Here is a 26,857-nt window from a genome sequence, read left to right as displayed (position 1 = left end):
GATCCCGGCCGAGCCCATTGTTTTCATGAAAGCAACCAGCTGCATCCAGGGACCGGACGATCCCGTCATGCTGCCCAAGGGCTCGAAAAAGTCGGACTGGGAAGTCGAGCTGGGGGTGGTGATCGGCGCACAGGCCCGCCATGTGCCGCAAAAGGATGGGCTGTCGCATGTGGCCGGCTACTGCGTGGTCAACGACGTCAGCGAACGAGCCTTCCAGATCGAGCGCGGCGGCACCTGGGACAAGGGAAAAGGCTGCGACACGTTTGGCCCCATCGGCCCCTGGCTGGTGACGCGGGATGAGATCGCGAATCCGCAACGGCTGGATCTCTGGCTGGACCTCAACGGCCGCCGCATGCAGACCGGCAACACCCGCACCATGATCTTCAGCGTCGCCAAGGTCGTCAGCTACGTCAGCCAGTTCATGACCCTGATGCCGGGCGACGTGATCACCACCGGCACCCCGCCGGGAGTGGGCATGGGCATGAAGCCACCCCTGTTCCTGAAAAAAGGGGATGTCCTGACGCTGGGTGTGCAAGGGCTCGGAACGCAACGGCAGCTGGTGGTGCCGTTCATGCTCTGAAGCCCGATCGAACAACGCGACGATCGGTCGCCTGCACGGAATAAAATATCCCTTTCCTCAATCGGGTTATGGCCATGGCAAACAAAGTCTCCGCCCTTCTGCTTACCGCCGTGTCTTCACTGTTTGCGACAGCACCGGCGCATGCGCAATCGGCCAAAACGACCGGCGACGTCGACCTGAGTGCCAGACTTCAGGCTGCCCAAAGCGACCCGAAACTCAACGAATCCCTCTTCAAGACTGGCCGCAAGGTGGCCGCCTTCTGCGCCAACTGCCATGGTGAAGGCGGAAACAGCCCCAAGGCCGACACGCCCAACCTGGCCGGACAGAACCCGGCCTACCTGCTGGAACAGCTGCGCCAGTTTGCGGACGGGCGCCGTCGCAACGAGTTCATGGAAGGCATGATCAAGGCCATGACCGCCGATGAGAAGGTCGGGATGGTGCTGTTCTATGCCGCCCAGCCCGTCACCCCGAAGCCTCCCACCAAGCCGGCGCTGGTGGCACGTGGCAAGGAGTACTACGGCAAGACCTGCTTCCGCTGCCATGGCGAAGACGGGCGTGGTGGCGAAAAATTCGCCCGCGTCGCCGGGCAGCAGCCCGAGTACCTGACGGTCACACTCAAACGCTACCGCGTGGGCCAGGGCGTGCGCACCGATCCGCTCATGGCCGCCAACACCAAGCTGATGACCGATGCCGACATTGATGCGGTCGTCGCCTACGTCACCTCCATGCCGTAGCCTAGGGGAGGCTTGCTGGTAAGCTCGCCTCACCCGTGACTCAAGGCTCCTATTCATGAAAATCCTGCTGGCGCTCTGCCTGTCTGTTGCCGTTTCCCTTCCGACTCTGGCGTGGGCGGCTGATGCCCCGACCCCCTCCGCCAAGGCGTCCAACGTCGTGAGCGGCGAGGTCCTTGAGGTCAAGGACGTCGACATCTACACCTACCTGCGCCTGAAGACCCGGGATGGCGAGACCTGGGCAGCTGTCAGCAAGGCACCGGTCAAGGTGGGCGCGAAAGTGACCATCGAGAATCCGTCGGTCATGAAGAATTTCGAGAGCAAGGTGCTGAAAAAGACCTTCCCGACCATCGTGTTCGGCACCCTGGCTGGAACCGGGGGCAAAGAGTTTGCCTCGGCGCATGCAAACGCACCCCAGGCGGTAACTGCCGCGACGGCGCCGATCAAGGTGCCCAAGGCGAGTGGCGCCAACGCGCGCACCGTGGCTGAAGTCCACACCAAATCTGCCGAACTGAAGGACAAGCCCGTGGTGGTTGCCGGCCAGGTCGTCAAGTTCAACCCGGCCATCATGGGCAAGAACTGGGTCCACCTGCGCGATGGCTCCGGCGATGCGGCCAAGGAAACGAATGACATCCTCGTCACGACGCAGGCGCAGGCCAAGGTCGGCGATGTGGTCACCGTCTCGGGCGTGGTGCGCACGAACAAGGATTTCGGTGCGGGCTACACCTACAAGGTGCTGATTGAGGACGCGACGCTCAAGCCCTGACCCCGGGCTTTCGAACTCAGCCGAATTCTTTTTCGTGCATCCAGGCGGCGTGCTTGGGTGCGCGCTTGGTCTTGCTCCATTCTTCGAGCATGTCCCATTTCACTTCGTCGAGCTTGCGGTACATGTCGGGCGTGCCCGTATTGGCGGCCAATTCGAGACGGTGGCCGTTCGGATCGAAGAAGTAGATTGACTTGAAGATGGTGTGGTCGGTGAGGCCGACCACCGGGATGCCCGACGCTTCGAGGCGCGCCTTGGTTTCCTCCAGCGTCTTCACGCTGTCCACCTCAAAGGCAATGTGCTGCACCCATTCCGGGGTGTTCTCGTCGCGACCCATCGGCGGCGAGTTCGGGATCTCGAAGAAGGCCAGCACGTTGCCCTGGCCGGCATCCATGAACAGGTGCATGTACGGGTCGGGTGCGTGCGTGGACGGCACCTGGTCTTCGGCGATGGCCAGCACGAACTTCATGTTCAGGTGCTTGACGTACCACTCCACGGTTTCCTTGGCGTCCTTGCAGCGGTAGGCGACGTGGTGGATCTTGGTGATTTGCATGTCTGTCTCCAGGATATTGGATGGATGGAACAGGAAGTTTCGGCCTAAACGTTTCGGCGCGCCAGGGCCAGGGCTTCGCGCAGCACGGCGATGTCGCCGATGTGGTTGGCCAGCAGCAGGATCAGGCGGGCGTTCAGGGCCTCGCTCTGCTCGTCGCTGAGGTCGCGATGGGTCTCGATCAGCGCTTCATAGAAGTCGTCGCCCGGCGAGAATTCGCGGAAATAGCGCTGACCGGGTTCCTTGAGGTTGGGCTGGAGTTGCAGGGGCATGGCAGGTTCCTTGGGGCTCAGGCGTTGCAGGTTGCGCGGGCGACGGCGGCGCGCACTCGGGGGGGATCAAAGGCGCGCCAGCGCGCGGCCACATGCTGGTCCGGGCGGACCAGGTAGGCGGTGCCGGGTTTGGCGTCGTAGCGGCGGGCCACCAGGCCCTGGGAGTCGGCCAGCACGGTGACACCGTCGATCTGGCCACCCGATGGCGTCACGACCACGGGCTCCACGGCGATGGCATCGCCGGCGAGCGACTTGAACTGCGCCAGCGTCGCCGCATCCACCGCACCCGCGCTGTCGGCAAACACCAGCAGCTGGAACCGGTTGCCGAGCTGGTCGAGCAGCCAGGCGTCCTGGCCGGCCCGCTGGATTGGGGCATCGTCCATCGGCGCGCCGGGCACCATGTCGCCGGCGAAGCTGTCGCTGTCGGGCGTGTTCAGGGCCGATTTCGTCAGGAAGGCCGGCACCGACAGCCGGCCGGAGTTCACCAGCCGGCGCGCAAACGGATGGTCCTGCGCCAGGTCCAGCACCGCATTGCGAAAGACCTTGCTGACGCGGCTTTTCGGTGTGATGAAATCCGTCGAGCGCGTGGAGTTCATGAGGTTTTCGTCGGCGGCGAAGGTGCGGTCGGCGCTGTAGGTGTCGAGCAGCGCCTCGGGCGCCTTGCCGTCCATCACGAGCTGCAGCTTCCAGATCAGTTCGTCGGTGTCCTGGAAGCCCGAGTTGGCGCCGCGAGCACCGAAGGGTGACACCTGGTGCGCCGCATCGCCCACGAACAGCGCGCGCCCGGCGCGGAAGTCCTTCATGCGCCGGCACTGGAAGGTGTAGATGCTGACCCATTCCAGATCGAATGGGCGCTCGTCGCCCAGCATGGCCTTGAGGCGGGGAATGACGTTCTCGGGCTTCTTTTCTTCCTCGGGGTCGGCATCCCAGCCGAGCTGGAAGTCGATGCGCCAGACGTTGTCACTCTGCTTGTGCAGCAGCACGCTCTGGTTGCGGTGGAACGGCGGGTCGAACCAGAACCAGCGCTCGGCGGGGAAGTCGGCCTTCATGATCACGTCGGCGATCAGGAAACGGTCCATGAAGATGCGGCCCTCGATCTCCAGGCCCAGCATGTTGCGGATCGGACTGCGCGCGCCGTCGGCCACGATCAGCCAGTCAGCCTCGATGTCGAAGGTGCCGTCAGGGGTGTCCACGCGCAGGCTGACGTGGTCCGGCTCGTTGCGCACACCCACCACCTTGTAACGCCAGCGGATGTCGGCGCCCAGTTCCAGGGCACGGGCCACCATCACTTCTTCCAGGTAGTACTGCTGCAGGTTGATCATGCCGGGGCGCTTGTGGCCGGCGTCGGGCACCAGGTCGAAGCGATACACCTCCTTCTCGCGGAAGAAGGTGCGCCCCACGTTCCAGCTCACGCCCTTTTCGCATAGCGGGTCACCCACGCCCAGGCGGTCGAGCACTTCGAGCGCCCGTTTGGCGTAGCAGACGGCGCGCGAGCCGATCGACACGGTGTCGTCGTCGTCGAACACCAGCACCGGCAGGCCCTTGAGCCGTGCGTCGATGGCCGCTGCCAGACCGACCGGCCCGGCGCCCACGATGATCAGCGGACGGCGCTGCGGGGCGCCGGCCAGCAGGTCGGCCGGGGCGGTGTAGGGAAATTTCGGGTACGTGTAGGTCCCCATGGGCCTGTCTCCTGGTGGTCAACCGCTTGGATCCCGGCCCTCGCAACGTCTGCTCCGGGGTCGGATCTGGCGATTTACTATTGGTAAATTGATTATCCTAAACGTAATTCTAATGTGATCGATTGCAGCGGGCAAGCGGAAAACGCCGGCGCCGGTTCCTGCGCCAGCGCAGAGCGCCTGTGGCCAGGCCGGTCCAGAATGACGCATGGCCCCCTTGACGCCGCCACCCCCCGGCACGCCGACGCCCCCACGCGACGGGCGCCTGTTGCTGCGCATGACCCGCCCGGCCTTTCTCACCGTGACAGCGGTGGCCTGCCTGCTCGGCCTGTCGACGGCGGCTGTCTGCACCGGTGGCCTGAAGGTGCCTCGCGCACTGGCCACCCTGCTGCTGGCCCTGGTGGCGCACGCCGGGGCCAACGTGCTCAACGACTACTTCGATGCCCGCAACGGCGCGGATGCGGCCAACGACCAGGGCCTGTTCCCGTTCACCGGCGGTTCGCGGCTGATCCAGAACGGGGCGGTCAGTGTGGCGGACACCGGCCGTTGGGCAGCCTTCCTGCTGCTGGCGCTGATTCCCCTCGGGCTGTGGCTGGCGGTTCTCTGCGGCCCCGGCCTGCTGGCCATCGGCGCGGCTGGCCTGTTCCTGGCCTGGGCGTATTCGGCGCCGCCGCTGGCCCTGATGTCGCGGTGCCTGGGCGAAGCGGCCGTGGCGCTGGCCTGGTGGCTGGTGGTGCTCGGCGCGGACTACACCCAGCGCGGGCATTTTTCGGTCATCACGGCCGCCACCGCGGTCAGCCTGGCCCTGTTGCTCGCCAACATCCTGCTGATCAACGGATTCCCCGACGCCGAGCCGGACGCACGGGTGGGCAAGCGCACGCTCGTGGTCCGTCTCGGGCCGATTCCGGCCGCCGGGTTCTACCTGGGACTGGCCTTGCTGGCGCACAGCTGGCTGGCGACGAGCGTCTGGCTGCTGATCACGCCGCGAGCTGCGATGTGGGGCCTGGTGTCGCTACCGCTGTCGCTGGCGGCAGCCGGGCTGCTGTGGCGCCACGCCGCCGCGCCGCAGCGCCTGCGACCGGCCATCGCCCTGACGATTGCGGCGGCCAGCCTGCACGGGCTGGCGATGGCGGCCGGGCTGGCCACGATGGCCTGGCCCTGACCGGCAAAAGTAGACTCCTGTTTTGATAGCTTTCCATGGCCATCCGGCGCTGGGAAAATGCCAAAATGACGCCAAAATGCCTCCCGAATGCTGTTTCTGGCCCCCGAAGCAGCCCGTGACACAATGTGCGATACGGGTTCGCCCCCACGGCGCCCGGCCGGCACGCTCATGACCCCGAACCTCACGCGAACCCTCTGCTTGCCGACGGTGGCCACCACCCTGCTGGCAGTCCTGCTCGCCGGCTGCAACCCGGCGCCCGACCGCAGCTACGCAGGCTACATCGAAGGCGAATGGATGTACCTGGCCGCGCCGCTGGGCGGCTATCTCGACACCTTGCCGGTGGCGCGCGGCAGCCGCGTGGCCGCCAGCGCGCCGGTTTTTTCGGTCGAGGCTGTGCCGGAGCAGCAGGGTCTGCGCGAAGCCGAAGCCCGTGCCGATTCGGCCCGCCAAAAAGTGCGAAACCTCAGTGAACCGCGCCGCCCGAGCGAAGTGGCGGCCATCGAAGCCCAGTTGCGGGTGGCACAGGCTGGGCTGGCCTTGTCCACGCGCCAGCTGGAACAGGCACAGGCGCTGGCCGCTTCGAAGTTTGTGTCAGACGCCCGCGTGGACGAAGTGCGTGCCGCGAAAGCCCGTGATGCCGCCCAGGTCGAATCCCTGCGCCAGGAGCTCGCCACCACCCGCATCACCGTGGGGCGCGAGCCCGAGGTGCGCGCCGCACAGGCCGAGGCCGAAGCCGCCGTGGCCCAGGTGGCCCAGCGCCAGTGGCAGGTGGACCGCAAGGTGGTTCGAGCGCCCTCGCACGGAGAGATCACAGAGACCTACTACCGCCCGGGGGAATGGGTGGCCGCAGGCGCGCCCGTGGCCAGCCTGCTTCCGGACGCGCGCCGGCGCGTGCGCTTCTTCGTCCCCGAGACTGCGGTCGCCACGCTCAAGCCGGGGCAGACGGTCGAGGCCCGCTGCGACGGCTGCGCCCAACCGATTCGCGCCACGATCGACTTCATCGCGCCGCAGGCCGAGTACACACCGCCGGTCATCTACAGCCGGGGCAGCCGGGAGAAGCTGGTGTTCCGGGTCGAGGCCGCCGCCGCGCCTGAACAGGCGCCCACGCTGCGCCCGGGCCTGCCGGTGGATGTGCGCCTGGTGGAGAACTGAGCCCGTGACGGCGCCGCTGGTCATCGATGTGCGGGGCATCAACAAGCGCTTCGGCACCAAGCACGTCGTGAAAGACCTGGCCCTGCAGGTGCATCAGGGCGAGATCTTCGGCTTCCTCGGCCCCAACGGCAGCGGCAAGACCACCTCGATCCGCCTGCTGTGCGGGCTGCTGACGCCCGACAGCGGCGAAGGCACCTGCCTGGGCCGCGACGTGCTGCGCGAGAGCGCCGCCATCAAGCGTGAGGTGGGCTACATGACGCAGCGTTTCTCGCTCTGGGAAGACCTCACGCTGGCCGAGAACCTGGACTTCATCGCGCGCATGTTCGGCATGAAACACCGGCGCGAAGCGGTGGAGCTGGCACTCGCCGAACTCGGCCTGACGGGACGGCGTGACCAGCTCGCCGGCACGCTCTCGGGCGGCTGGAAGCAGCGGCTGGCGCTCGCTGGCTGCCTGTTGCACAAGCCCCGGCTGCTGCTGCTCGACGAGCCCACCGCCGGCGTGGACCCCAAAGCCCGGCGCGACTTCTGGGAAGAGATTCACCGCCTGTCGGCCGCCGGCATCACCGTGCTGGTGTCCACCCACTACATGGACGAGGCCGAGCGCTGCCACCGCCTGGCCTATATCGCCTGGGGCACCCTGCTGGCCTCGGGCACGGCGGCCGAGATCGTGGCCGGCCAGCGGTTGCACACCTGGGAGATCAGCGGCAACGGACTCCATGGCCTGAGCCCGGCGCTGCGCGCGCTGCCCGGCGTGGACCTGGTGGCCACGTTCGGCGCCACGCTGCATGTCAGCGGCCGCGATGGCGAGCAGTTGCGGGCCAGCCTGCAGGATTTCCTGGCCGAAACCGAGCTGGCCATGGCGCCGATGGTGCCCTCGCTGGAGGACGCCTTCATCGACCTGATGCAGGGCTCCCAGGACCCCTTGCACGCCTGAGGCCATGAACGGTTTTTCGCTTTCCCGCTGGCTCGGCATCCTGATCAAGGAGTTCATCCAGCTCAAACGCGACCGGCTCACCTTCGGCATGATCATCGGCGTGCCGATCCTGCAGCTGCTGCTGTTCGGCTTCGCGATCAACTCCGACCCCAGGCACCTGCCCACCGCCGTGGTCATGGCCGACCCCGGGCCGTACGCACGCGCCTACGTGGCCGCCATGGCCAATAGCGACTACTTCAAGATCGTCGGCAGCGTGGACGAGCGCGAAGCCGGCCGCCTGCTGGACCAGGGCGCGGTGCAGTTCGTCGTGACGTTTCCGCCGGGATTTCACCGCGACCTGGTGCGCGGCAAGCCGCCCACGCTGCTGGTGGAGGCTGACGCCACCGACCCGATGGCCGCCAGCGGCGCGATCTCGGTGCTGAACCAGCTTGGCGCGCGCGTGTTCGCCCCCGACCTGCCGGGCCTGCAGCGCACGCCCATGCCGCCGGTGGACCTGCGCGTGCACCGGCGCTACAACCCCGAGGGCCTGACCGCCTACAACATCGTGCCGGGGCTGATGGGCGTGATCCTGACCATGACCATGGTGCTCATGACCGGCCTGGCCATGACGCGCGAGCGCGAGCGCGGCACCTTCGAGAACCTGCTCTCCACCCCGGCCACGGCCACCGAGGTGATGACCGGCAAGATCGTGCCTTACATCCTGATCGGCCTGATCCAGGTCACGCTGATCCTGCTGGCGGCGCGCTGGATCTTCGACGTGCCGATGCACGGCAGCCTGCTGCTGCTCTACGGCGCGGTGCTGCTCTTCATCTGCGCGAACCTCACACTGGGCATCACCTTCAGCTCGCTGGCGCGCAACCAGCTGCAGGCGATGCAGATGACCTTCTTTTTCTTCCTGCCGTCGATCCTGCTGTCGGGCTTCATGTTCCCCTTCCTGGGCATGCCCGGCTGGGCGCAGGTGGTGGGCAACGTGCTGCCGCTGACGCATTTCCTGGTGCTGGTGCGTGGCATCCTGCTCAAGGGCAACGGCGTGGAGATGTTGTGGCCGCACGTCTGGCCGATCCTGCTGTTCACCGCCGCCGTGCTGGCGCTGGGGCTGAAGACGTTCCGGCGCACGCTCGACTGAGCGCTGGAGGGCACGACCGGAAGCCGTGTCACCGGCCGCCGAAACACTCTCATATTAATAGCTAACTATGACCATTCGACGATGGGAAAGTGCCAAAAAAGCTTGCAAATCGCCTTCGGGACGCCTCAAACACCGTCCTCTTCCTTATGATTTGGCATTCCCATCTCCGCACGGCACCATGACGACATTTTCCCTGCCTCATCCAGTGACCAGCCCACCGGGATTCCGCGCCATTCCCGACCTGATCCGCGAGCACGCGCTGGCCGCTCCCACGCGCCGCGCGCTGGTCGAATGCACAGGCGACGACCACCGCACCATGAACTACGCCACGCTCGACGCCCTGATGGACCGGGTCGCTGCCACACTGCAGCGCGACGGCCTGCAGAGTGGGGATGCCATCGCGATCTGTTCGACCTCCTCCATCGACTACGCCGCTGTGTTCCTGGGCGCGCTGCGCGCGGGTATCGTCGTGGCGCCACTGGCCCCCGGCAGCACGCCCGACAGCCTGGCGCGCATGCTGGCCGACGCCGGCGCCCGGCTATTGTTCACCGATGCAGCCGCGGCTGAGACCGTCGGCGAGGCGGGCGCCGGGAAAGTTCCCCACATCGCGCTGGATGGTTCCGCCGCCGGCCAGCCGCTGGAATCCTGGCTCGCCGCGCCAGGTGCCCAGCCCACGCCCGTCGCCCTGCAGCCCGCGCAGGCATTCAATATCATCTATTCGTCCGGCACCACCGGCGCGCCCAAGGGCATCGTTCAGTCGCACGGCATGCGCTGGGCCCACGTCACGCGCGGCGCCACCTACGGCTACGGGCCGGACACCGTCACGCTGCTGTCCACGCCGCTGTACTCCAACACCACGCTGGTGGTGTTCTTTCCCACGCTGGCCTTCGGCGGCACTGTGCTGCTGATGCCGAAATTCGACGCTGCCGCCTACCTGCGCCTGGCCGAAATCCACCGTGTCACCCACACCATGCTCGTGCCGGTGCAGTACCAGCGGCTGATGGCCAGGCCCGACTTCGACGTGCACGACCTGTCCGGCTTCCGCATGAAGTTCAGCACCAGCGCGCCTTTCAATGCCGCGCTGAAGGCCGACGTGCTGAAACGCTGGCCCGGTGGCCTGGTGGAGTTCTATGGCCTGACCGAAGGCGGCGGCACCTTCATCCTGGAAGCCCACAACCACCCCGACAAGCTGCACACCGTCGGTCGCCCGGCCGAAGGCCATGACCTGCGCCTGATCGACGAGGCCGGCGTCGAAGTGCCCTCCGGCGAGGCGGGCGAGGTGGTAGGCCACTCCGGCGGGATGATGACCGGCTACCACGGCCAGCCCGAGAAGACGCGCGAGGCCGAATGGTTTGCGCCGGATGGCAAGCGCTTCATCCGCACCGGCGACGTCGGCCGTTTCGACGCGGACGGCTTTCTCACACTGTTCGACCGCAAGAAGGACCTGATCATCTCGGGCGGCTTCAACATTTACCCGAGCGACCTTGAGGCCCAGCTCGTCGAGCACCCGGCGGTGGGAGAGGCCGCGGTGGTCGGCGTGCCCTCGCCGGAGTGGGGCGAGACGCCCGTGGCCTTTGTCGTGGCCCGCGACGGCCACCCGGTCTCGGCCGAGGCCCTGAAAGACTGGCTGAACGCGCGCGTCGGCAAGACCCAGCGTCTGAGCGCGCTGCACCTCGTGCCTGAACTGCCGCGAAGCGCCATCGGCAAGGTGCTCAAAAGGGAGTTGCGCGACCGATACTCCGTGAGTTCTTGATCCCTTCGGCGGCCTTAACTACTACGCGGGGACGCCCAATATCCGCCACCGTCCGGCCCATGCCGCGCCCGCGCGAGGACGGCCCAAAAGGTGCAGGCGGTGGATTGGCAACCTTCGATATACGGCCTTTGGAAGGGGCACCGGTGCGCGTGGCCGATGACCGGAAACGATTCAGGCGCCGCAGAGGTGAGCCAATGCCGCCCTTCTCAATTCAGGTCACTGTCCTTGTAATACTTCGTTCCCTTGGCGGTCAGCTCCAGCGCCAGACCGTCTTCCGTGAGTTGGTAGAGCCAGACCCCGGGCGACACCGAGACCGCGCCTTGATAGGCACTGCCTTTGTCGCCACTTTTCGCAGCGGCCGTGGCCTGAGCACCGATTTCCCAGCCTGAATTCACGAATTGATTCAACGCCTGGGCGGACTCAAACACCCACACGAGCTTGAACTTCTTGACGCCAAATCCGATGCCCGCCTGAATCTCGGCCATCTTCATGTAGGTCGTCGCCTTGGTCTTGTTGTTGACGGCAATACCCTTCCCGGAGCCGCCTCCGGCAATCAGGATCTTCATGCCGAAATTGCTGAAGGCCGCGTAACCGGCAGCGGACTCAACGGCCTTGCGCGCCGAGGGCTGCGCCTTGTAGACCGCACTGAGCGCCTCTTGTGCGGCCTTGCGCGCCTCGGCCTGCGATTCCGCCTTGCTGGCTGAGGACGCAATGCCAGGCACTGCGAGGGTGCATGCGGATGCCCATATCAGGGTGCGACGTTTCATGATGCCTCCTGTCGGATAGATGCTCCGAAAACAGAGTCCATGGTACTCCCCAGTGGACCGGTCGAAAGTTGACTTGGAGCAAAATCGGTGCTCTCCGTATTCGCCGGCCGTGCAGGTGCCGGGCTCGATGGCACCATCCGAAAACGACGGTCCGGCACGCCACAAAGCCATGTGCGTGGGCTGCTGTGTTGCACGGGAACGGTGAAGTACAAATGTCCGCGCAAGGAGCCCGCGAGACCATTAGGATCCCCGCACCCCTATGGCAGAATGAAAACATCCAGCCCGGCATCGGTGCCGGTGCCAGCCAAGGGGATTTCATGCGCAACAAGCTCACGATCCTGATTGCCATTGCCGCTGTCGCCGGGGTACTGGCTGGCTATCTTGCCAACAACCTGGCCGCCGATGCGGCGGCGGCCGCCAGCATTGCCGGTTATTTCTCGATCCTCGCCGACATCTTTCTGCGGCTGATCAAGATGATCATTGCGCCGCTGGTGTTCGCCACCGTGGTTTCGGGGATCGCGGCCACGGGCGACACCAAAACCGTCGGCCGCATTGGCCTGAAGGCAGTGGGCTGGTTTGTCACCGCATCCCTCGTTTCGCTGACGCTGGGCATGACGCTGGCCAATTTCTTTCAGCCTGGCGCCAATCTGGGATTGCCGCTGCCCGACGCGGGCCTCTCGACCAACCTCAAGACCGGTGGCCTGAGCCTGAAGGAATTCATCGTTCATGTCTTCCCGCGCAGCATCTTCGAGGCGATGGCGACCAACGAGATCCTCCAGATTCTCGTGTTCTCGATCTTCTTCGGCGTCGCGCTCGCGTCGCTGACGGACAAGCCCGCGCTGACCGTGACGCGCTTCGTCGACGAGTTGGGGCACGCGATGCTCAAACTGACCGAATTCGTGATGATGTTTGCGCCGGTGGGCGTGTTCGGCGCCATTGCCGCCGCCATCACCACGCAAGGCATCGGCATCCTCGCGACCTACGGCAAGTTCATCGGCACCTTCTACGCAAGTCTGGCCGTTCTGTGGGTGGTCCTGATCGCTGCCGGCTTCGTCTTTCTGCGCGGGCGCGTCTTCACCTTGATCTCCATGGTGCGCGAGCCGATGCTGATCGCCTTCACCACCGCCAGCAGCGAGGCCGCCTATCCCAAGCTCATGGAACGGCTTGAACGCTTCGGCGCCAAAGAGCACGTGACAGCTCTCGTACTGCCGCTGGGCTATTCGTTCAACCTCGATGGCTCGATGGTCTACCAGGCCTTCGCGGCGCTGTTCATCGCCCAGGCCTACGGCATCGAGATGTCGATCGGCCAGCAGATGACCATGCTGCTGGTGATGATGCTCTCCAGCAAGGGCGTCGCGGGAGTGCCACGCGCCTCACTGGTGGTGGTCGCCGCAGTGCTGCCCACGTTCGGCCTGCCTGAGGCGGGTTTGCTGCTGATCATGGGCATCGACCAGTTCCTGGACATGGGGCGCACCGCAACCAACGTCATCGGCAACGGTATCGCAACCGCGGTCGTCGCCAAATGGGAAGGTGAGCTCGGGCCGACCACGGCCGAACCCGAGGCGGAGGCTCCTGGGGAGAAACCGGCATGAAGAACGGGCTCGCCGCGCTGCTGGCGCTGCTGCTCATGTTCGGCGAGGGGCCGGTTGCCGCCGCGGATGGCGCCGCGCACTGGCCCGAAGCACTGAGTGGGCGCCTGGCCCACATCAAGGAGACCCGGCGCGTGCAGGTCGGCTACCGGGCAGCAGCTGTTCCTTTTTCCTATGTGGGCGCCGGCGGCAGGCCGGTGGGCTACTCGCTGGACCTCTGTGCAGCGATCGTGGCGGCCATCAGCGATGAACTGGGCGGCAAACCGCTTGCCATCGACTACGTGCCTGTCACGCCGCAAGACCGCATTGAACGCGTCGAATCGGGTGCCGTCGACCTGGAGTGCGGCGCGACCACCAACACGGCGGAGCGCCGGCAGCGGGTCGCGTTCTCGCCGGTCATCTTCATCACCGGTACGCGGCTGGCCGTGCCCCGTGGCAGCACGATCCGGCGCTTCAACGATCTGCGCGGCCAGGCCGTTGCCGTCGTGCATGGCACGACCAACGAGACCGCGATGCGGGAGCTTGACCGACTGCACCGGCTGGGTGCGCGCTTCGTCGTCGCCCAGGACTATCGCGAGGCGCTGTCGTTGCTCGATTCCGGCACGGCGGTCGCATTGGCCGCCGACGACGTGCTGGTGCGCGGGTTGCTGGTGGAGATGCGTAAGTCGGCCAACGTGCGCCTGGTTGGTGACCTGTTTTCCTTCGAACCCTACGGCATCATGCTGGCGCGCGACGACCCGGCGTTCGAGGCCGTGGTCGAACGGGCGCTGCGCACCCTCGCCGAAAGCCGCGAGATCACTGCTGTGTACAACCGCTGGTTCCTGAGGCCGCTGCCCTCCGGTGGTCGGATGAACCTGCCGATGAGCACCCAACTGCGCCGCTCGTTCGAACTCATCGGCCTGCCGGCGGACTGACCGGGCCTCCCCGTCGGCGCACGATGCGCCATGGCATCAGCCTACCGTAGGGCCGGCGCGCGGTGCATGATCCAGATCGGGCCGGCGCCAGGGATCGACATGGGTCATCAGGTTCAGCACGCGGTGGCGCTGCAGCACGCGCTGGCGGGCCTCGACGGCGATGTCGTGCCCGGCCTCGACGCTGATGTCGGCATCCACCTCGATGTGGGCATCCACCACGATCATGTCGCCCATCTTGCGGGTGCGCACGTCGTGCACATTGCACACGCCGGGGGTCTCGGTCAGGGTGCGGCGAATGGCGGCGACTTCCTGCTCGTCCACCGCGCGGTCCATCAGGTCGTGCAGCGCATCCCAGCTGAAGCTCCATCCCATCCGGGTGACCATGAAGCCCACGATGGCCGCGGCGATCGGGTCCAGGATCGGGTAACCCGCCAGGTTGCCGATGATGCCGATGCCGACCACCAGCGAGGACGCCGCATCCGAACGCGCGTGCCAGGCGTTGGCCACCAGCATGCTCGACTTGACGCGTTTGGCCACCGCCAGCATGTAGCGAAACAGCAGCTCCTTGGCGACCAGCGCCCCGCCGGCCACCCAAAGCGCAATCACATGGACGGTCTGAACGGTTTCCGGCGACTCCAGCTTGCGTGCCGCAGACCACAGCATGCCCAGGCCCACGACGAGCAGCAAAGTGCCCAGGACCAGCGATGCGGCGTTCTCGAAACGCTGGTGACCGTAGGGATGGTCTTCGTCCGCATCTTTCTTGCTGTGGTGGCTGGCCAGCAACACCACGAAGTCGGCCACCAGGTCCGACAGCGAGTGGATGCCGTCGGCGATCAAGCCCTGGGACTTGGCCACGATGCCGATGGCAATCTGGGTGATCGTCAGGACCACATTGACGCCGACACTGACCCAGGTGCTGCGGGAGGCGGCGGCGATGCGCTCGGCGGGGCTGTGCTCGGCGTCTTCGGGGTCGTCGGCAAGTTCGGTGTATTTCATTCGTCAAGGCCTGTGGGTCATGTCGCGCTGGCGATGGGGTGACTGAGGGGAAGTCTAGGCCACAAGACGCCGGGGCTCGGCTCAGGTCATGTGCTGGCCGGCTGACACGTCCGCTGCACGTGCTTCGCCGGGATGTCCGCCCAGATTGAAGGGGATCGTCAGAAAGGCGGCCAGGGCCACCGGCACCAGAGCGGCGACAACAACGCTGAAGAACGGCAGGACGATGGCGCGCAAGGACGGTGTCATGAAGGAGCCTTTCGGGGTGAGGTGAATCGATGTCAATGCGGCCATCTTCGTCCCGCAAGCTGAAGCGCGCCTGAAGGGTTTTCGTCCACGGGCAAGTTTTCGGGCCCGATGCGCCTGTGCAAGAATCAACGCCATGCCGGAGGGACGACCCGGCCAGGAGATGAAATGAACCGTGCGGTTTCAATACGGCGACTCGGACTTGCAGGGATCAGCGCCCTGTTTCTGTCGGCCTGCGCGGGATACAGCAGCAGCGCGCTCACGCCCGGCGCATCGACACTGCCGGAGGTGGTGGCCACCATGGGCCAGCCCGCGATGACCTGGAAGAACGCCGACGGCAGCCAGCAGCTGGCCTTTGCGACCGGCCCGGGCGGCACCCAGACTTTCATGGTCTTTGTCGCACCCGACGGCAAGCTCCAGCGCATCGTCGGTGTGCTGAACGAAGGCTTCTTCGGCCTCATCCAGGCCGGCATGACCCAGGACCAGGTGCTGCGCCTGCTGGGTCCGTCCAGCGTGCCCTCAATGCCCTATCGGCGCACCGACACGCTGACCTGGTCCTGGCTGTACTGTCAGAGCCAGAACGTGCAGCAGTACTTCGATGTGAACTTCGATGCAGGCACCGGCCGGGTCCGCTCGATCGGGCAGCACCAGTGGACGCATGGATACATGCCCGGCACGCCGCCTTGCGTGATGCAGAACATCGACCTGCCCTGACGCGGCCCCTTTTTGATGAACTGGGACTACGCAAATCCCTTCACCCGGCCGGCCATGCCGCGGCCCGAAGACATCGACGGCCTGAACCACACCAACAATGCGGTGTATGTGCAGTGGTGCGAGAAAACCGGCTGGGCGCATTCCGAGGCCCTGGGCCTGAGCCTGCAGGACTACCAGCGGCTGGACCGTGCCATGGCTATCCGCCGCGGCGAATACGACTACCTGCTGCCCACGCAGCTCGGCGAGGCGCTGACCCTGGCCACCTGGCTCACCGCCAGCGATGGCAAGCTGACCATGGAGCGGCGCTTTCAGCTGATTCGCGACCATGACCAGGCCACCGTCCTGCGCGGGCGCTGGGAGCTGGTCTGTATCGAACTCTCCAGCGGACGGGCACGGCGCATGCCCTCCGAGTTCTGCCAGGTCTATCTCCCTGTAATGGCGACCGGGTCGGTATCAAGTCCATAGCACATAAGGACCACCCGACGCTGGGAAATGGCCGAAAAACATTGAAATCAGGGACCGCATGCCCGTCAGGACCGGCAAGGCGCCCCCGCTTCTTGCAAGAGCGGTTCCTCTAATAGTTCTCCAGGTGACAGCCCCCCCGGCCACACGGGTAGAGAATGTCTGGATCGCGCAAGGCGCCAGCGGGAGCGCAGCGCGCAGAACACAGGCAGGAGACCCATGAAATCCAGGAAAACCGTCGCACAGCAGAAACTGGTCGATCAGGCGACCGACTACAGCACCTGGCGTGCACAGTCGATGGTGCTGGACACGCTGGAAGGCCTGGACGGCTGGAAGAACAACCCGGTCTCTCGCAATTACCAGCACAAGCTGATCCAGCAGCGCCTGATCAATCTGCGCGCCTGGCGCAAGGCCGGCGACTGGCCGCAGCTGATCTTCAGCCTGCGCGAGGGCTTGCACCGCAACCTGGGCAACCTGGCCAATCCCGAGCTCTACAAGCACTCGCACGTCGGCACCAAGCTGCTGATCGACGACTACATCTCCGAGGTCACCTCGCTGCTGAACCACCTGTGCGACCACGACATCCCCGAACTGCCCTATGCCCAGAAGCTGATGTTTTTCCGCCATACCGGGCAGAGCTTTGGCCGCTCGGCGCTGATGCTCAGCGGCGGCGCGAACATGGGCATGTTCCACTTCGGCGTGGTCAAGGCCCTGCGCGAGCAGAACCTGCTGCCGCGCGTGATCTCGGGCTCCAGCGCCGGGTCGGTGGTCGCCGCGTTCCTGGGCACGCACAAGGACAGCGAACTCGACGCGCTGATCCGCGGCGAGGACATGGACCTGCACGTCTGGCGTCGCCTGAAGCCCAGCGAGATGCTGCGCCAGAAGTCGATCATGGACATCCGCGAGCTGGAGCGTTTCCTTCGCGAGAGCCTCGGTGAAACCACCTTCGAAGAAGCCTTCAAGCGCACCAAGCGCATCATCAACATCACCGTCTCGCCGGTGGACAAGAACCAGCATTCCCGGCTGTTGAACTACCTCACCACCCCGCACCTGCTGGTCTGGAGCGCGGTGCTGGCCTCGTGTTCGGTGCCGGGCCTGTTCCCGCCCGTGAAGCTGATGACCAAGGACCGCCTGGGGCACGAGAAGCCGTACATGGCATCGATCCGCTGGGTCGACGGCGCGATCGAGAGCGATCTGCCGGCGCAGCGACTGGGCGAGCTGTACAACGTGAACCACCGCATCGTCAGCCAGACCAACCCGCATGTGCTGCCCTTCATTTCCAACCAGACCCGCAAGGAGGGCTGGCGCCTGTTCCTCACCGACATGGTCAAGGGTGAGGTCAAGTACCGCAGCAAGCAGCTGATGCAGCTGGCCTCCTACGGCATCGACCGCGGCATCGTCAAGACGCTGCTCGAAGGCGCGATCGCGGTGGTCGAGCAGCAGTACTACGGCGACGTCACCATCCACCCGCCGGTGCGCCTGCGCGACTACCAGCGTGTGCTCGGCGACCTGTCGAAAGAAGAGTTCCAGCAATGGGTGCGCGCCGGCGAGCGCGCCACTTGGCCCAAGATCGCCATGATCCGCGACCAGACCATCATCGGGCAGACGCTGGAAGACTGCATCATCCGCCTGAAGAAGCAGCGCGGGCGCGCCATGGGCGCAAGCGACGCGCCGGCGCCGGTGCGCCGCGTGGCCTGAGCGCGCCGCAGCGCTTGCGCAAGTGCGCCTGCGTCGCCGATGATGCGGGTTCCGTGGAACCCACGACCCGGCGGCAACGCAAGCCATGTTTTCCAAGAGAACCCCGAAAAAATTCAAGGCCCTGGAGCCCTTTGCCGCCCAGGTCCGCAAGCCTGACGCCGCGCTGGCCGACATCCGCAACGGCGACCACGTCTTCGTCGGCACCGGTTGCGCCGCGCCGCAGACCCTGCTGAAGGCGCTGGACGCCTTGCCGGTGGTGCCGGCCGACCTGGAGCTGCTGCACTTCTTCACGATCAACGCCTTCGAGCGCAACGCGGAAGATCACATCACGACGCGCTTTCGGCACCGCGTCTTCTTTGTCGGCACCGACATGCGCGGCGCCGTGAAGCAGGGCCTGGTGGAGTACGTGCCGATGTCGGCCGCCCGCGTGCCAGAGATGATCGAGCGCGGGCGCATCCGGGTGGATGTGGCGCTGATCCAGGTCTCCCTGCCCGACGAATTCGGCTACGTGAGCCTGGGCGTTTCGGTGGACATCATCCCCGCCGCCGTGGCGCGGGCGCGGCTGGTGATCGCCGAGGTGAACCCGGCCATGCCGCGCAGCATGGGCGACTCCACGCTGCATGTCAGCCGCATTCACCACCTGGTGCCGGTGGACGTGCCGGTGACCGAGCTGGGCCGCGAACCGGCCCAGGAGGAGGCGGTGCAGCGCATCGCCCGCTACATCGCCGGCATCATCGAGGACGGCTCCACGCTGCAGGTCGGTCTCGGCAAGCTGGCGCACGAAGCGCTGCAGTACGTCACCGACCGCAAGGATCTGGGCATCCATTCCGAGGTGGTGTCCGACGCGATCCTGCCGCTGCTGGAGCACGGCTGCCTGACCGGCGCGCGCAAGACCAGCCAGCCGTTCAAGATCGTCACCAGCATGGCGCTGGGCTCGCGCGCGCTGTACGACCTGATCGACCGCAACCCGCTCTTCGTGTTCCAGCCGATCGACGTCGTCTGCAACCCGGCCACCATCGCCGCGCAGCACAAGATGGTGTCCATCGGCCAGGCCTTTGCCATCGACCTGACGGGCCAGGCCTGCGTGGACCAGTTCGACGGCGAGTTCTATGGCGGCATCGGCGTGCAGGAGGAGTTCCTGAGCGGCGCCTCGCGCTCGCGCGGGGGCAAGCCGATCCTGTGCATGACCTCGACCACGGATGACGGCGCGACCTCGCGCATCCGTGCGGCGCTGCTGGCGGGGGAAGCCGCCACCATTGCGCGCACCGACGTGCATTACGTGGTCACCGAGTACGGCATCGCCTACCTGTTCGGCAAGTCGATCCGACAGCGCGCCACGGCGCTGATCGAACTGGCGCACCCGAAGTTCCGCCCTGAGCTGTTCGCGCAGGCGCAGGCACTGGGCTACCTGCCGCCCGAGCAGACGCTGCAGAACCTGCGTGCCTACCCGGTCGAGGAGGAGCTGACCATCACGCTCAAGGACGGGCGTGTCGTGATGCTGCGCCCGGCGCAATCCAGCGACGCGCAGGGCATTCGCGAGCTGTTCCACCACCTGAGCGAGGCCGACGTGTACACGCGCTTTTTTCGCGGGGTGCGCGGGCTGTCCGACATCGAGGTGCAGCGCCTGTGCAACCTCAACTACGAGAACGAGGTGGCTTTCGTGGCCACCACGGGCAGCCGCGAGGAAGGGCAGATCGTGGGGCAGGCGTGCTACTTCATCAACCCGACGACCAACCTGGGCGAGACCGCCTTCATGGTGCACCCCGAGTGGCAGGGCTGCGGCCTGGGCAGTGCGCTGCAGGCGTGCATGACGAACCATGCCAAACGACGCGGGCTGCGCGGCTTCGTGGCCGACATCCTGCCCGGAAACGACCGCATGTTGCGCCTGGCTCGCAACGGCGGCACGCGGGTGCAGACGCAACGCGACCGCGACTCGGTGCAGATCACGACGCTGTTCTGACGCGCCGGCTCACCCGTTGCGGATGCGGCTCACCAGGGCCTGCGTGAACTGTGCCGTGCTGGCGCTGCCGCCCAGGTCGCCGGTGCGCACCTGGTCGATGTTGAGCGTCTGGTCGATCGCGGTGCGCAACCGGGTGGCCTGCTGCGTCAGCTTGCAGTGGTCCAGCATCATGGCGGCGGCCAGCATCAGCGCGATCGGGTTCGCGATGCCCTTGCCGGCGATGTCCGGCGCCGAGCCGTGCACGGCCTCGAAGATCGCCGCGTCGGCACCGATGTTGGCGCCCGGCGCCATGCCCAGCCCGCCCACCAGCCCGGCCACCAGGTCGGACAGGATGTCGCCGAACAGGTTGGTCGTGACCAGCATGTCGAACTGCCAGGGGTTGAGCACCAGCTTCATCGCGCAGGCGTCGATGATCACGGTGTCGAGCTCGAACTGGCCCTTGTACTTGCGCTCGTACAGCTCCAGCCCGGTCTCCAGAAAGATGCCGGTCAGCGCCTTCATGATGTTGGCCTTGTGCACGATCGTCACCTTCTTGCGCCCGGTCAGCACGGCGTGGTCGAAGGCGAACTCCAGCAGCCGGCGGCTGCCGGCGCGGGTGTTGATGCCGGTGGCCATGGCCACGGCATGCGGGTCGTCATCGATCTTCACGTAGTGCTCGTGGCCGATGTACAGGCCTTCGAGGTTCTCGCGCACCACGACCAGATCGACCTTGTCAAAGCGACCGCCGGGAATGATCGTGCGCGCCGGGCGCAGGTTGGCGTAGAGCTGGAACTCCTCGCGCAGGCGCACGTTGGACGAACGGTAGCCCCCGCCCGAGGGCGTCTCCAGCGGGCCCTTCAGCGCCAGGCGCGTGCGCCGGATGCTCTCCAGCGTGGCCGGCGGCAGCGGGTCGCCGGAGGCCTTGACGCCGCCGAGGCCGGCGATCTGGCGGTCCCAGTCGAACGGCGCCTGCAGCGCATCGAGCGCGGCCAGGGTGGCGTCGACGATCTCTTCGCCGATCCCGTCACCGGGGATGAGCGTGGCGGGAATGCGGGGGGTGGCAGCAGGCTGGGTCATGGCAGGATTCCCTGTTTGGGCGCCGTCAATCGGCGCCCTTCACTGCCATCATAGACCCCAGGATTGCCCGGACCTGACAGCCGGGCGGCCGTCTCAAAGAAGCGTCTGCAGATGGGTCTTCAGCGAGCCCAGACTGACGAAGGTGAGGTCGTACATGCTGTTGAGCCCGGCCGCCTGCGCATCGGTCAAATCGGTGGCACAGACGATGAAACGGCCCCGTTCGATGCCCAGCCGGCGCTTGAGCCGCAGGTACTTTTCGATGTCCCGACGGAACTCGCCCGATTTGCACTCGATGCAGATCGGCGGCTGGCCGTCCGGCAGGAAGACCACATCCAGCTCGTGGAGGTCTTCGTTGGGGAACGTCACCTGGACACCCCGCGCGCAGGAAAATCCCCGGCCGCGGCCCTGCACCAGCGTCAGCAGCTCGATGAAGGCATACCACTCCAGCCAGCCGCCTTCGAAAAACAGGCGTACGGCGGGCGCCTGCTGCAGGTTGAGACGCACGATCTTTTCCGGCTTCTGATAGACGTAACGCGAAAAGAACGTGTAGCTGTGGAGCTTGCGGCATAGGTTGTTCACCGCCTGAGCGTCCTTCTGGCTCAACCCCCCGAGCTCCAGGTTCAACGCGGAAAAACTCTTGCGGTAAGCCGAACGCACGCGCTCGATCAGCTCCGCGAACAGCTCGTACCCATCACCAATGGCCTTGGCCGCCTCGTCAAAAAAGCCGGTGGTATCGACGGCTCTGAAGTCAAAACTGGCCTGAATCTGGCGGGTCGCCAGCCAAGCTTGGAGCGGCTGGTGCTGGGCAGCCGTCGCCAGCGCATCGGTATTGAAGGCATCGCCGGTCAGTGGCCCCGGACTGGCTGCTGTGGTGGGTGTCGTTGCGGCATCGGTGGGCGTCTCCGCTTCTTTGAGGGCGGCCACCTCGCGCAGCGCCGCGAAATAGCGCTCCACCAGCTTCTCGACGTAAAACACTGTCCCGTAGACCGTGCTGGCGGTGCCGCACTTGCCACAGGGCACCCTGGCGCCCACCGCACTGACAGCATCTTCTGAAACGAAGCCGCACTGGTTACACCGGTAGATTCCCATCCCTGTCGTTCCCTGGTTTATTCTGGACGTTGCGCCGGGCCGAAGCACGAGCCGGCGCCGGGCGGGTTTTGCATCAAATTGTAGGGTCCGCGCCATGGTCACCCAAGCGCAAGATTTGCGGCCCAGCGCTTGAACGTCGACGCCGGGGCTGCGGACAGCTGAAGGGCCGGCGGAGCTACGGCCTCGCCCGCAAGAAGGCGCCAATCTCTCGGAGCGCTTCCTGCCCCTCGGGCAGATCGGGGTGAAACAGCTGCCAGACGTGGACCATGTGGGGCCAGGTCTGCAGGGTGGCGGGGGAGCCGGCGGCGACGGCCTTGTTGACGTAGCGGCGTGCGTCATCGAACAGCATCTCGGCCTCGCTGGCCTGCACCAGCACCGGCGGCAGGCCGGACAGGTCGCCAAAGACAGGGGACACCACCGGATGGCAGGGCCGCCGGCGGCTTTGGGCCCAGCCGCCCCACAGCAGCATCGTGCGGGGAATCCTGGCCAACGCCTTGAACAGGGGGCCCAGCATCGGATCGGTTTCGAGATTGCCCTTCAGGCTCGGGCTGCCCAGGGTGGCGTCGGTCGCCGGCGACAGCGCCACCGCCGCATCGGGGGCACGCAGGCCCTGGTCGCGCAACCAGGCGATCAGCGACAGCGTGAGGTTGCCGCCGGCCGAGTCGCCCGCCACAAACATCGCCCGGGCTGGCGCTGCGCCTTCGGGCCCGTGGTCCGTCATCCAGCGCCAGGCGGTGCGGCAATCTTCGATGCCGGCCATGCGCGGGTGCTCGGGCATCAGGCGGTAGTCGATCGCCAGCACGGCGGCGTCGGCCACCTCCGAAAACTTGGCGGTCAGGCGCCGGTGACTGGTCGGGCTGCCCATGGTCCAGGCGCCGCCGTGGATGTACAGCAAACGGCGCTCGGGGTCGGCATTCGGCGCCAGGACCCACTCGGCCGGTACGCCGCCGGCGTCGGCCGGGATGATCCGTACCGAGGGATCTTCCAGCGGAAACGCGGTGTCCATGTACCGGCGCAGCCAGGCCAGGTGCTGGCGGCGCGGCACACTTTTCAATGCCACGGAAATACCACCCAGCGAACTCACCAGCGCCCCATGCTCGGCACTGGGCGGCCGGTCCACGCCGTGCCGCTGGCCCACGGGCCCGTCAAAGGCGCGCAGGTCCGGCCCGCGCAGGAAAAAGATCTGGAACAACCCGAGCACCGCCAAGACGGCGACGGCCCCGATAAGGAATTCGGTCAATGTGTTCTCCGGTACGAAGTCCGCACGCCCCGATGGACGCGCCAGTGCATCTTAGCGAGCGGTGCCGTGGGTGTCTGCCACGCGCGGGACTGCGCCTGGATCGCTATAGACTTAATAGCTGAATATGACCATCCGGCGCTGGGATGATGTCGAAAATCATCAAAATCCGGAAGGAAAGGGGTCGGCGGGCTCCGAACGGGCTGCCGGGTTGCGGCCCGCGCGCCGATACGGCACGCCCTCGGGCGGGGGCCGCAGGTCGTAGAGCTGCGCTGCGGTGGGGCTGGCGCTGAGCGCCGGATCGTCGGAAAGCAGCACCCCCGCGCGTGAACGCCAGAGCTCCTGCGGCACCGGCACGCCCTGCGCGCGGACCCACTGAGCCAGCGCGCGTTCGGAGGCCGTGTTTTCCAGTGCCACCAGAGACGGGCCGCCCAGGACGACAAAGCGGACGTCGCCGGCCTTCACCCTTCGCTCCAGATCGGCAGGCGTGAGAATCGGATCCGTGCCCAGGTAGCCGCCCAACGTCATCACGGACTCGCCGGTGTGCACGATGATCGGCGCGGACTGCGTGGCGTTGGGCACCGCCACAAGAAAACGCTCGTCTGTGCGATTGGCCTTCAGGAAGCCGACCAGCCGCCGAAACTGCTCCCGCGCCGCACGGCGCGCCGGTTCGGCGTCGGGATCGACCGGCTTGCGATCGAAGAGCGCGCCGATGCTCGCAAAAGGCGCGGCCACATTGGGGCGAACCAGCACCGTGCTCAGCGCCCAGGCCGTGGGCAGCAGCAGGCTGGCGACAAGGCCCGTCGTGGCCAGCGCCGTGCCAAGCGGACCACCCCGCAAGCGCGGCGACAGCACCATGGTACCCACGGCGGCGGCCAGCAGCCCGATCATCGACAGGGCAAACAAGGCCGTGTGCCAGGTGGGCCCGCCATCCAGCGTGCCCCGCTCGATATAAAACAGCCAGGCGGCCGTCACCAGCAGTGTCACGGACAGGCCGTGGCGCCACCCGCCCTCGCGCGGGCGCCGCAGCGCCGCCCAGCCGATGCCGGCGAGCGCGCCCAGCGGCGGGCCCATGACATGCAAGTAGTAGGTGTGAAAGACGCCGCTGGCAAAGCTGAAGACGGCGCCATAGCTCAGCACCCAGCCGCCCCACACCAGGAGGCTGGATTGCGCTGGCGTCAGCGCAGCGCCCCGGCGCCAGCCCGCCGCGCCCAGCACGACGGCTGCAACGGCCCAGGGCAGCCACCACCCCATCTGCGCCGCATGAAAGGGGGAAACCAGCCGCAGCGGCCCGGTCGCTGACTGATCCCACAACGGGGCAGCACGCCGCTGCGGCTTCACTGCGGACACATCAGGCAGTCCGAGGTCGGCCGCCGTGATGAATCCGTCGTCGTTCAGGCCGGCTGGGCCGGCCAGGGGTTGGGGTGCCCGTGGCATGAAACGGCTCAGGCCGTTGTGCACCAGCATCAGCTCGGTCATCGAGTTGTGCTGGGTGCTCCCGGCATAGGGGCGCTGATCGACCGGCGTGAGGTCGTAGAAGGTCATCCACGACAGCGACACAGCCACCATCACCAGGCAGGATGTGGCCAGGTGAACCAGGCGGCAGCCCACGGTCAGGCCCGAAGCGCCCAGAAAATAGACCAGGAAGAAGGTCGGCGCCAGGATCAGGGCCGCGGCCATTTTGACGTTGAAGCCGACGCCGATCAGCGCCATCGCCAGCACCAGCAGGCGTCCGCTGGCCGCCTCGGTGGCCCGCAACAAGGCCCAGGCCGCCAGCAGCAGCACCAGGGTCAGGGCGCTTTCGGTGTTGTTCGACCGGTCCACGGCCACGCTGATCGGCGTGAGCGCCAGACACAGCGCCGCCACCAACGCCGCCGCCCGGCCGAACGGGCGGGCCACCAGCCGGTGAATCAGCCAGACCGACAGCACGCCCAGCACCACCTGGGTGAGCATCACGCTGAAGGCGCTGAAGCCAAGGAGCCGCGCGCTGAGCACCTGCATCCACAGCGCCACCGGCGGCTTGTCAATCGACAGGAAGGCCGCCGGATCGAACGCGTTGTAGAAAAAGGCGTGCGCGCTGTCCATCATGCTGCGCACACCGGCCGCGTAGTACTGGCGGCCGTAACCGTTCTGGTCCAGGTGCCACAGCCGCAGAAAGGCGGCCAGACCCAGGATGGCACCGAACGCGGCTCGTGCGAGCCACACGGTCTTGCCGTCGGCTTCGGGCCTCTCGATCACCAGTGGATGCCGCTGAACACCTGCGAGAACAGCTTGCGCGCCAGCTCCACCGGATTGCCGGCGAGGCCCTGCGCCTCGGCACCATCGCCATCACTGTCCACGCCCTGCGCCGCCAGGGAATCAGGGAACAGCCGGAACGCCTGGTTCAGCACGAATTCGCTGATGCCCGGCGTCAGGGCCTGCGCCACGGCGCCCACCAGGCCCAGGCCGGTGGCCACGCGCTTGGGCTTCTCGATGACGGCCTTCATCACCAGCTCGGCCGCCTCGTCCGGCGACAGCGCGGGGAAGGCGTCGTAGAGTTTGGTCGGCGCGATCATCGGCGTGCGCACCAGGGGCATGTTGACGGTGGTGAAGCGCACGTTGCTGTCGGCGAACTCGGAGGCAGCGCACCACGAGAACGCATCCAGCGCCGCCTTGGACGCCACATAGGCCGAAAAGCGCGGCGGGCTGGCCAGCACGCCGATGGACGAGATGTTGATGATGTGCCCCTGCTTGCGCGCCAGCATGGTGGGCGCAAAGCCGAAGATCAGCCGCAGCGCGCCAAAAAAATTGAGCTGCATGGTGCGCTCGAAGTCATGGAAGCGGTCGAAGGAATGTTTCACCGAGCGGCGGATCGAGCGCCCGGCGTTGTTGATGAGGATGTCGACGTGGCCATGGTTCTCCAGCACGGTCTGGCAGAACCGGTCGCAGTCGGCCAGGTCGGCGATGTCGCAGGCATAGGCAAAGGCGTGGCCACCTTGTGCTTCGATCCGGGCCACCGTCTCGGCCAGCTTCTGGGGGGTGCGCGCGGCCAGGATCACGGTCGCCCCGGCGGCAGCCAGCTTGAGCGCGCAGTCCTCGCCGATGCCGGAGCTGGCGCCGGTGACCACCACCACCTTGTCGCGCACTTCCTGCGCCAGGCGGCTGGACTTGCCGGCCCGGACCATCGCCTGGGCCGCGGTGCCGGCCTGGCCCACCGGGCTTTGGCGGATCAAGCGGGTGACCTGTTTCGCCGTCCTGGCGGCCTTGGCGACCGCCGCCGGCACCCCCTCGGGCGCCGGTCGGGCCCGTTTCGGCGCTGGGCCTTTGGCGCTTGCCGGTGCCGACTGGGTTGTCGGCTTCACCGGCGCCGGGGTGCTGGCCTTGCGGCGCGGGATCGGGGCCGTCGGGGCCGTCGCTTTTTTCGTCGTGACCATGTCGATTCCTGCAGTTGAAA

25 protein-coding genes are annotated in these 26,857 nt (G+C 66.5%); 14 read left to right on the top strand and 11 right to left on the bottom strand.

What is annotated here, in order from left to right; all coding sequences use genetic code 11:
* The 3 genes from ACMUOY_RS11415 to ACMUOY_RS11405 all read left to right on the top strand — a co-directional run.
* Window positions 1-580: fumarylacetoacetate hydrolase family protein (locus ACMUOY_RS11415; RefSeq protein ID WP_413892842.1), on the top strand; the 580-nt coding region annotated here is incomplete at its 5' end.
* Window positions 581-690: 110 nt separating this feature from the next.
* Window positions 691-1,314, top strand: coding sequence for a c-type cytochrome (locus ACMUOY_RS11410; RefSeq protein WP_413892841.1), 624 nt, complete (start codon window positions 691-693; stop codon window positions 1,312-1,314).
* Between the two features lie 55 nt (window positions 1,315-1,369).
* Window positions 1,370-2,077, top strand: a complete 708-nt coding sequence (locus tag ACMUOY_RS11405; RefSeq protein ID WP_413892840.1) for a nucleotide-binding protein — start codon at window positions 1,370-1,372, stop codon at window positions 2,075-2,077.
* 16 nt (window positions 2,078-2,093) lie between these two features.
* Here the strand turns inward: ACMUOY_RS11405 and ACMUOY_RS11400 are convergent, their stop codons facing one another.
* Genes ACMUOY_RS11400 through ACMUOY_RS11390 form a run of 3 tightly spaced genes read right to left on the bottom strand, consistent with a single transcriptional unit; the run spans window position 2,094 to window position 4,575 of the window.
* Window positions 2,094-2,627 carry a VOC family protein gene (locus tag ACMUOY_RS11400; RefSeq protein ID WP_413892839.1) on the bottom strand — a complete coding sequence of 178 codons (534 nt, stop codon included), beginning with the start codon at window positions 2,625-2,627 and terminating at the stop codon, window positions 2,094-2,096.
* A gap of 44 nt (window positions 2,628-2,671) precedes the next feature.
* Window positions 2,672-2,896, bottom strand: coding sequence for a DUF2783 domain-containing protein (locus ACMUOY_RS11395; protein ID WP_413892838.1), 225 nt, complete (start codon window positions 2,894-2,896; stop codon window positions 2,672-2,674).
* Between the two features lie 17 nt (window positions 2,897-2,913).
* A complete protein-coding gene (locus tag ACMUOY_RS11390; protein WP_413892837.1) occupies window positions 2,914-4,575 on the bottom strand; it encodes an FAD-dependent oxidoreductase in 1,662 nt (553 codons plus the stop codon).
* 205 nt (window positions 4,576-4,780) lie between these two features.
* On the opposite strand from ACMUOY_RS11390, the gene ACMUOY_RS11385 reads away from it, so the two are divergent.
* The 5 genes from ACMUOY_RS11385 (at window position 4,781) to ACMUOY_RS11365 (ending at window position 10,699) form a co-directional block, all read left to right on the top strand.
* On the top strand, window positions 4,781-5,734 hold the full coding sequence (locus tag ACMUOY_RS11385; protein ID WP_413892836.1) for a prenyltransferase: 954 nt from the start codon (window positions 4,781-4,783) through the stop codon (window positions 5,732-5,734).
* A 168-nt stretch (window positions 5,735-5,902) separates the two neighbouring features.
* The gene (locus ACMUOY_RS11380; protein ID WP_413892835.1) at window positions 5,903-6,886 is read left to right on the top strand and encodes an HlyD family secretion protein; all 984 of its coding nucleotides are present in this window, start codon (window positions 5,903-5,905) and stop codon (window positions 6,884-6,886) included.
* Window positions 6,887-6,890: 4 nt separating this feature from the next.
* Window positions 6,891-7,820, top strand: a complete 930-nt coding sequence (locus tag ACMUOY_RS11375; protein WP_413892834.1) for an ABC transporter ATP-binding protein — start codon at window positions 6,891-6,893, stop codon at window positions 7,818-7,820.
* 4 nt (window positions 7,821-7,824) lie between these two features.
* Entirely contained in the window at window positions 7,825-8,946 is a 1,122-nt protein-coding gene (locus tag ACMUOY_RS11370) for an ABC transporter permease (protein ID WP_413892833.1), read from the top strand.
* A 178-nt stretch (window positions 8,947-9,124) separates the two neighbouring features.
* Entirely contained in the window at window positions 9,125-10,699 is a 1,575-nt protein-coding gene (locus tag ACMUOY_RS11365; protein ID WP_413892832.1) for a class I adenylate-forming enzyme family protein, read from the top strand.
* Between the two features lie 206 nt (window positions 10,700-10,905).
* On the opposite strand, the gene ACMUOY_RS11360 is transcribed toward ACMUOY_RS11365, so the two are convergent.
* On the bottom strand, window positions 10,906-11,466 hold the full coding sequence (locus ACMUOY_RS11360) for a YSC84-related protein (protein ID WP_413892831.1): 561 nt from the start codon (window positions 11,464-11,466) through the stop codon (window positions 10,906-10,908).
* A gap of 317 nt (window positions 11,467-11,783) precedes the next feature.
* Between ACMUOY_RS11360 and ACMUOY_RS11355 the strand changes: the two genes are divergently transcribed.
* Both ACMUOY_RS11355 and ACMUOY_RS11350 read left to right on the top strand, forming a co-directional pair.
* A complete protein-coding gene (locus ACMUOY_RS11355) occupies window positions 11,784-13,058 on the top strand; it encodes a dicarboxylate/amino acid:cation symporter (RefSeq protein ID WP_413892847.1) in 1,275 nt (424 codons plus the stop codon).
* Window positions 13,055-13,969: an amino acid ABC transporter substrate-binding protein gene (locus ACMUOY_RS11350; protein ID WP_413892830.1), complete on the top strand. Its 915-nt coding sequence runs from the start codon at window positions 13,055-13,057 to the stop codon at window positions 13,967-13,969. The genes ACMUOY_RS11355 and ACMUOY_RS11350 overlap by 4 nt, the downstream gene beginning before the upstream one ends.
* 36 nt (window positions 13,970-14,005) lie before the next feature.
* On the opposite strand, the gene ACMUOY_RS11345 is transcribed toward ACMUOY_RS11350, so the two are convergent.
* Window positions 14,006-14,965, bottom strand: coding sequence for a cation diffusion facilitator family transporter (locus ACMUOY_RS11345; RefSeq protein WP_413892829.1), 960 nt, complete (start codon window positions 14,963-14,965; stop codon window positions 14,006-14,008).
* A gap of 81 nt (window positions 14,966-15,046) precedes the next feature.
* A complete protein-coding gene (locus tag ACMUOY_RS11340) occupies window positions 15,047-15,211 on the bottom strand; it encodes a hypothetical protein (RefSeq protein ID WP_413892828.1) in 165 nt (54 codons plus the stop codon).
* Window positions 15,212-15,376: 165 nt separating this feature from the next.
* Between ACMUOY_RS11340 and ACMUOY_RS11335 the strand changes: the two genes are divergently transcribed.
* The 4 genes from ACMUOY_RS11335 to ACMUOY_RS11320 all read left to right on the top strand — a co-directional run bounded on the left by ACMUOY_RS11335 (window position 15,377) and on the right by ACMUOY_RS11320 (window position 20,042).
* Window positions 15,377-15,922 carry a hypothetical protein gene (locus tag ACMUOY_RS11335; RefSeq protein WP_413892827.1) on the top strand — a complete coding sequence of 182 codons (546 nt, stop codon included), beginning with the start codon at window positions 15,377-15,379 and terminating at the stop codon, window positions 15,920-15,922.
* 15 nt (window positions 15,923-15,937) lie between these two features.
* Window positions 15,938-16,387: an acyl-CoA thioesterase gene (locus tag ACMUOY_RS11330; RefSeq protein ID WP_413892826.1), complete on the top strand. Its 450-nt coding sequence runs from the start codon at window positions 15,938-15,940 to the stop codon at window positions 16,385-16,387.
* Between the two features lie 216 nt (window positions 16,388-16,603).
* On the top strand, window positions 16,604-18,082 hold the full coding sequence (locus tag ACMUOY_RS11325; RefSeq protein WP_413892825.1) for a DUF3336 domain-containing protein: 1,479 nt from the start codon (window positions 16,604-16,606) through the stop codon (window positions 18,080-18,082).
* A gap of 85 nt (window positions 18,083-18,167) precedes the next feature.
* Window positions 18,168-20,042: a GNAT family N-acetyltransferase gene (locus ACMUOY_RS11320; RefSeq protein WP_413892824.1), complete on the top strand. Its 1,875-nt coding sequence runs from the start codon at window positions 18,168-18,170 to the stop codon at window positions 20,040-20,042.
* A gap of 9 nt (window positions 20,043-20,051) precedes the next feature.
* Here ACMUOY_RS11320 and ACMUOY_RS11315 read toward each other — a convergent pair whose 3' ends face one another.
* The 5 genes from ACMUOY_RS11315 to ACMUOY_RS11295 all read right to left on the bottom strand — a co-directional run bounded on the left by ACMUOY_RS11315 (window position 20,052) and on the right by ACMUOY_RS11295 (window position 26,837).
* Window positions 20,052-21,098 carry an isocitrate/isopropylmalate dehydrogenase family protein gene (locus ACMUOY_RS11315; protein WP_413892823.1) on the bottom strand — a complete coding sequence of 349 codons (1,047 nt, stop codon included), beginning with the start codon at window positions 21,096-21,098 and terminating at the stop codon, window positions 20,052-20,054.
* 93 nt (window positions 21,099-21,191) lie between these two features.
* Window positions 21,192-22,283, bottom strand: a complete 1,092-nt coding sequence (locus tag ACMUOY_RS11310; RefSeq protein ID WP_413892846.1) for a hypothetical protein — start codon at window positions 22,281-22,283, stop codon at window positions 21,192-21,194.
* Between the two features lie 79 nt (window positions 22,284-22,362).
* A complete protein-coding gene (locus tag ACMUOY_RS11305; protein WP_413892822.1) occupies window positions 22,363-23,427 on the bottom strand; it encodes an alpha/beta hydrolase in 1,065 nt (354 codons plus the stop codon).
* Between the two features lie 159 nt (window positions 23,428-23,586).
* Window positions 23,587-25,662, bottom strand: a complete 2,076-nt coding sequence (locus ACMUOY_RS11300; protein ID WP_413892821.1) for a glycosyltransferase family 39 protein — start codon at window positions 25,660-25,662, stop codon at window positions 23,587-23,589.
* Window positions 25,659-26,837 carry an SDR family NAD(P)-dependent oxidoreductase gene (locus ACMUOY_RS11295; protein WP_413892820.1) on the bottom strand — a complete coding sequence of 393 codons (1,179 nt, stop codon included), beginning with the start codon at window positions 26,835-26,837 and terminating at the stop codon, window positions 25,659-25,661. The genes ACMUOY_RS11300 and ACMUOY_RS11295 overlap by 4 nt, the downstream gene beginning before the upstream one ends.
* Window positions 26,838-26,857 lie beyond the last annotated feature (20 nt).

Origin of the sequence: Candidatus Skiveiella danica, from assembly GCF_022705245.1 — a bacterium.
Lineage (GTDB): Bacteria > Pseudomonadota > Gammaproteobacteria > Burkholderiales > Burkholderiaceae_C > Skiveiella > Skiveiella danica.
The sequence above is the reverse complement of the archived record's forward strand: the minus strand, read 5'-3'. Positions and strand labels throughout refer to the sequence as shown.

Bases quoted from the DNA above. Each gene is read 5' to 3' on its own strand.
- ACMUOY_RS11380 (WP_413892835.1), top strand. From the start codon at position 5,903: ATGACCCCGAACCTCACGCGAACCCTCTGCTTGCCGACGGTGGCCACC.
- ACMUOY_RS11395 (WP_413892838.1), bottom strand. From the start codon at position 2,896: ATGCCCCTGCAACTCCAGCCCAACCTCAAGGAACCCGGTCAGCGCTAT.
- ACMUOY_RS11345 (WP_413892829.1), bottom strand. From the start codon at position 14,965: ATGAAATACACCGAACTTGCCGACGACCCCGAAGACGCCGAGCACAGC.
- ACMUOY_RS11385 (WP_413892836.1), top strand. From the start codon at position 4,781: ATGGCCCCCTTGACGCCGCCACCCCCCGGCACGCCGACGCCCCCACGC.
- ACMUOY_RS11315 (WP_413892823.1), bottom strand. From the start codon at position 21,098: ATGACCCAGCCTGCTGCCACCCCCCGCATTCCCGCCACGCTCATCCCC.
- ACMUOY_RS11320 (WP_413892824.1), top strand. From the start codon at position 18,168: ATGTTTTCCAAGAGAACCCCGAAAAAATTCAAGGCCCTGGAGCCCTTT.
- ACMUOY_RS11390 (WP_413892837.1), bottom strand. From the start codon at position 4,575: ATGGGGACCTACACGTACCCGAAATTTCCCTACACCGCCCCGGCCGAC.
- ACMUOY_RS11350 (WP_413892830.1), top strand. From the start codon at position 13,055: ATGAAGAACGGGCTCGCCGCGCTGCTGGCGCTGCTGCTCATGTTCGGC.
- ACMUOY_RS11400 (WP_413892839.1), bottom strand. From the start codon at position 2,627: ATGCAAATCACCAAGATCCACCACGTCGCCTACCGCTGCAAGGACGCC.
- ACMUOY_RS11355 (WP_413892847.1), top strand. From the start codon at position 11,784: ATGCGCAACAAGCTCACGATCCTGATTGCCATTGCCGCTGTCGCCGGG.
- ACMUOY_RS11405 (WP_413892840.1), top strand. From the start codon at position 1,370: ATGAAAATCCTGCTGGCGCTCTGCCTGTCTGTTGCCGTTTCCCTTCCG.
- ACMUOY_RS11295 (WP_413892820.1), bottom strand. From the start codon at position 26,837: ATGGTCACGACGAAAAAAGCGACGGCCCCGACGGCCCCGATCCCGCGC.
- ACMUOY_RS11360 (WP_413892831.1), bottom strand. From the start codon at position 11,466: ATGAAACGTCGCACCCTGATATGGGCATCCGCATGCACCCTCGCAGTG.
- ACMUOY_RS11365 (WP_413892832.1), top strand. From the start codon at position 9,125: ATGACGACATTTTCCCTGCCTCATCCAGTGACCAGCCCACCGGGATTC.
- ACMUOY_RS11335 (WP_413892827.1), top strand. From the start codon at position 15,377: ATGAACCGTGCGGTTTCAATACGGCGACTCGGACTTGCAGGGATCAGC.
- ACMUOY_RS11370 (WP_413892833.1), top strand. From the start codon at position 7,825: ATGAACGGTTTTTCGCTTTCCCGCTGGCTCGGCATCCTGATCAAGGAG.
- ACMUOY_RS11325 (WP_413892825.1), top strand. From the start codon at position 16,604: ATGAAATCCAGGAAAACCGTCGCACAGCAGAAACTGGTCGATCAGGCG.
- ACMUOY_RS11310 (WP_413892846.1), bottom strand. From the start codon at position 22,283: ATGGCGCGGACCCTACAATTTGATGCAAAACCCGCCCGGCGCCGGCTC.
- ACMUOY_RS11330 (WP_413892826.1), top strand. From the start codon at position 15,938: ATGAACTGGGACTACGCAAATCCCTTCACCCGGCCGGCCATGCCGCGG.
- ACMUOY_RS11340 (WP_413892828.1), bottom strand. From the start codon at position 15,211: ATGACACCGTCCTTGCGCGCCATCGTCCTGCCGTTCTTCAGCGTTGTT.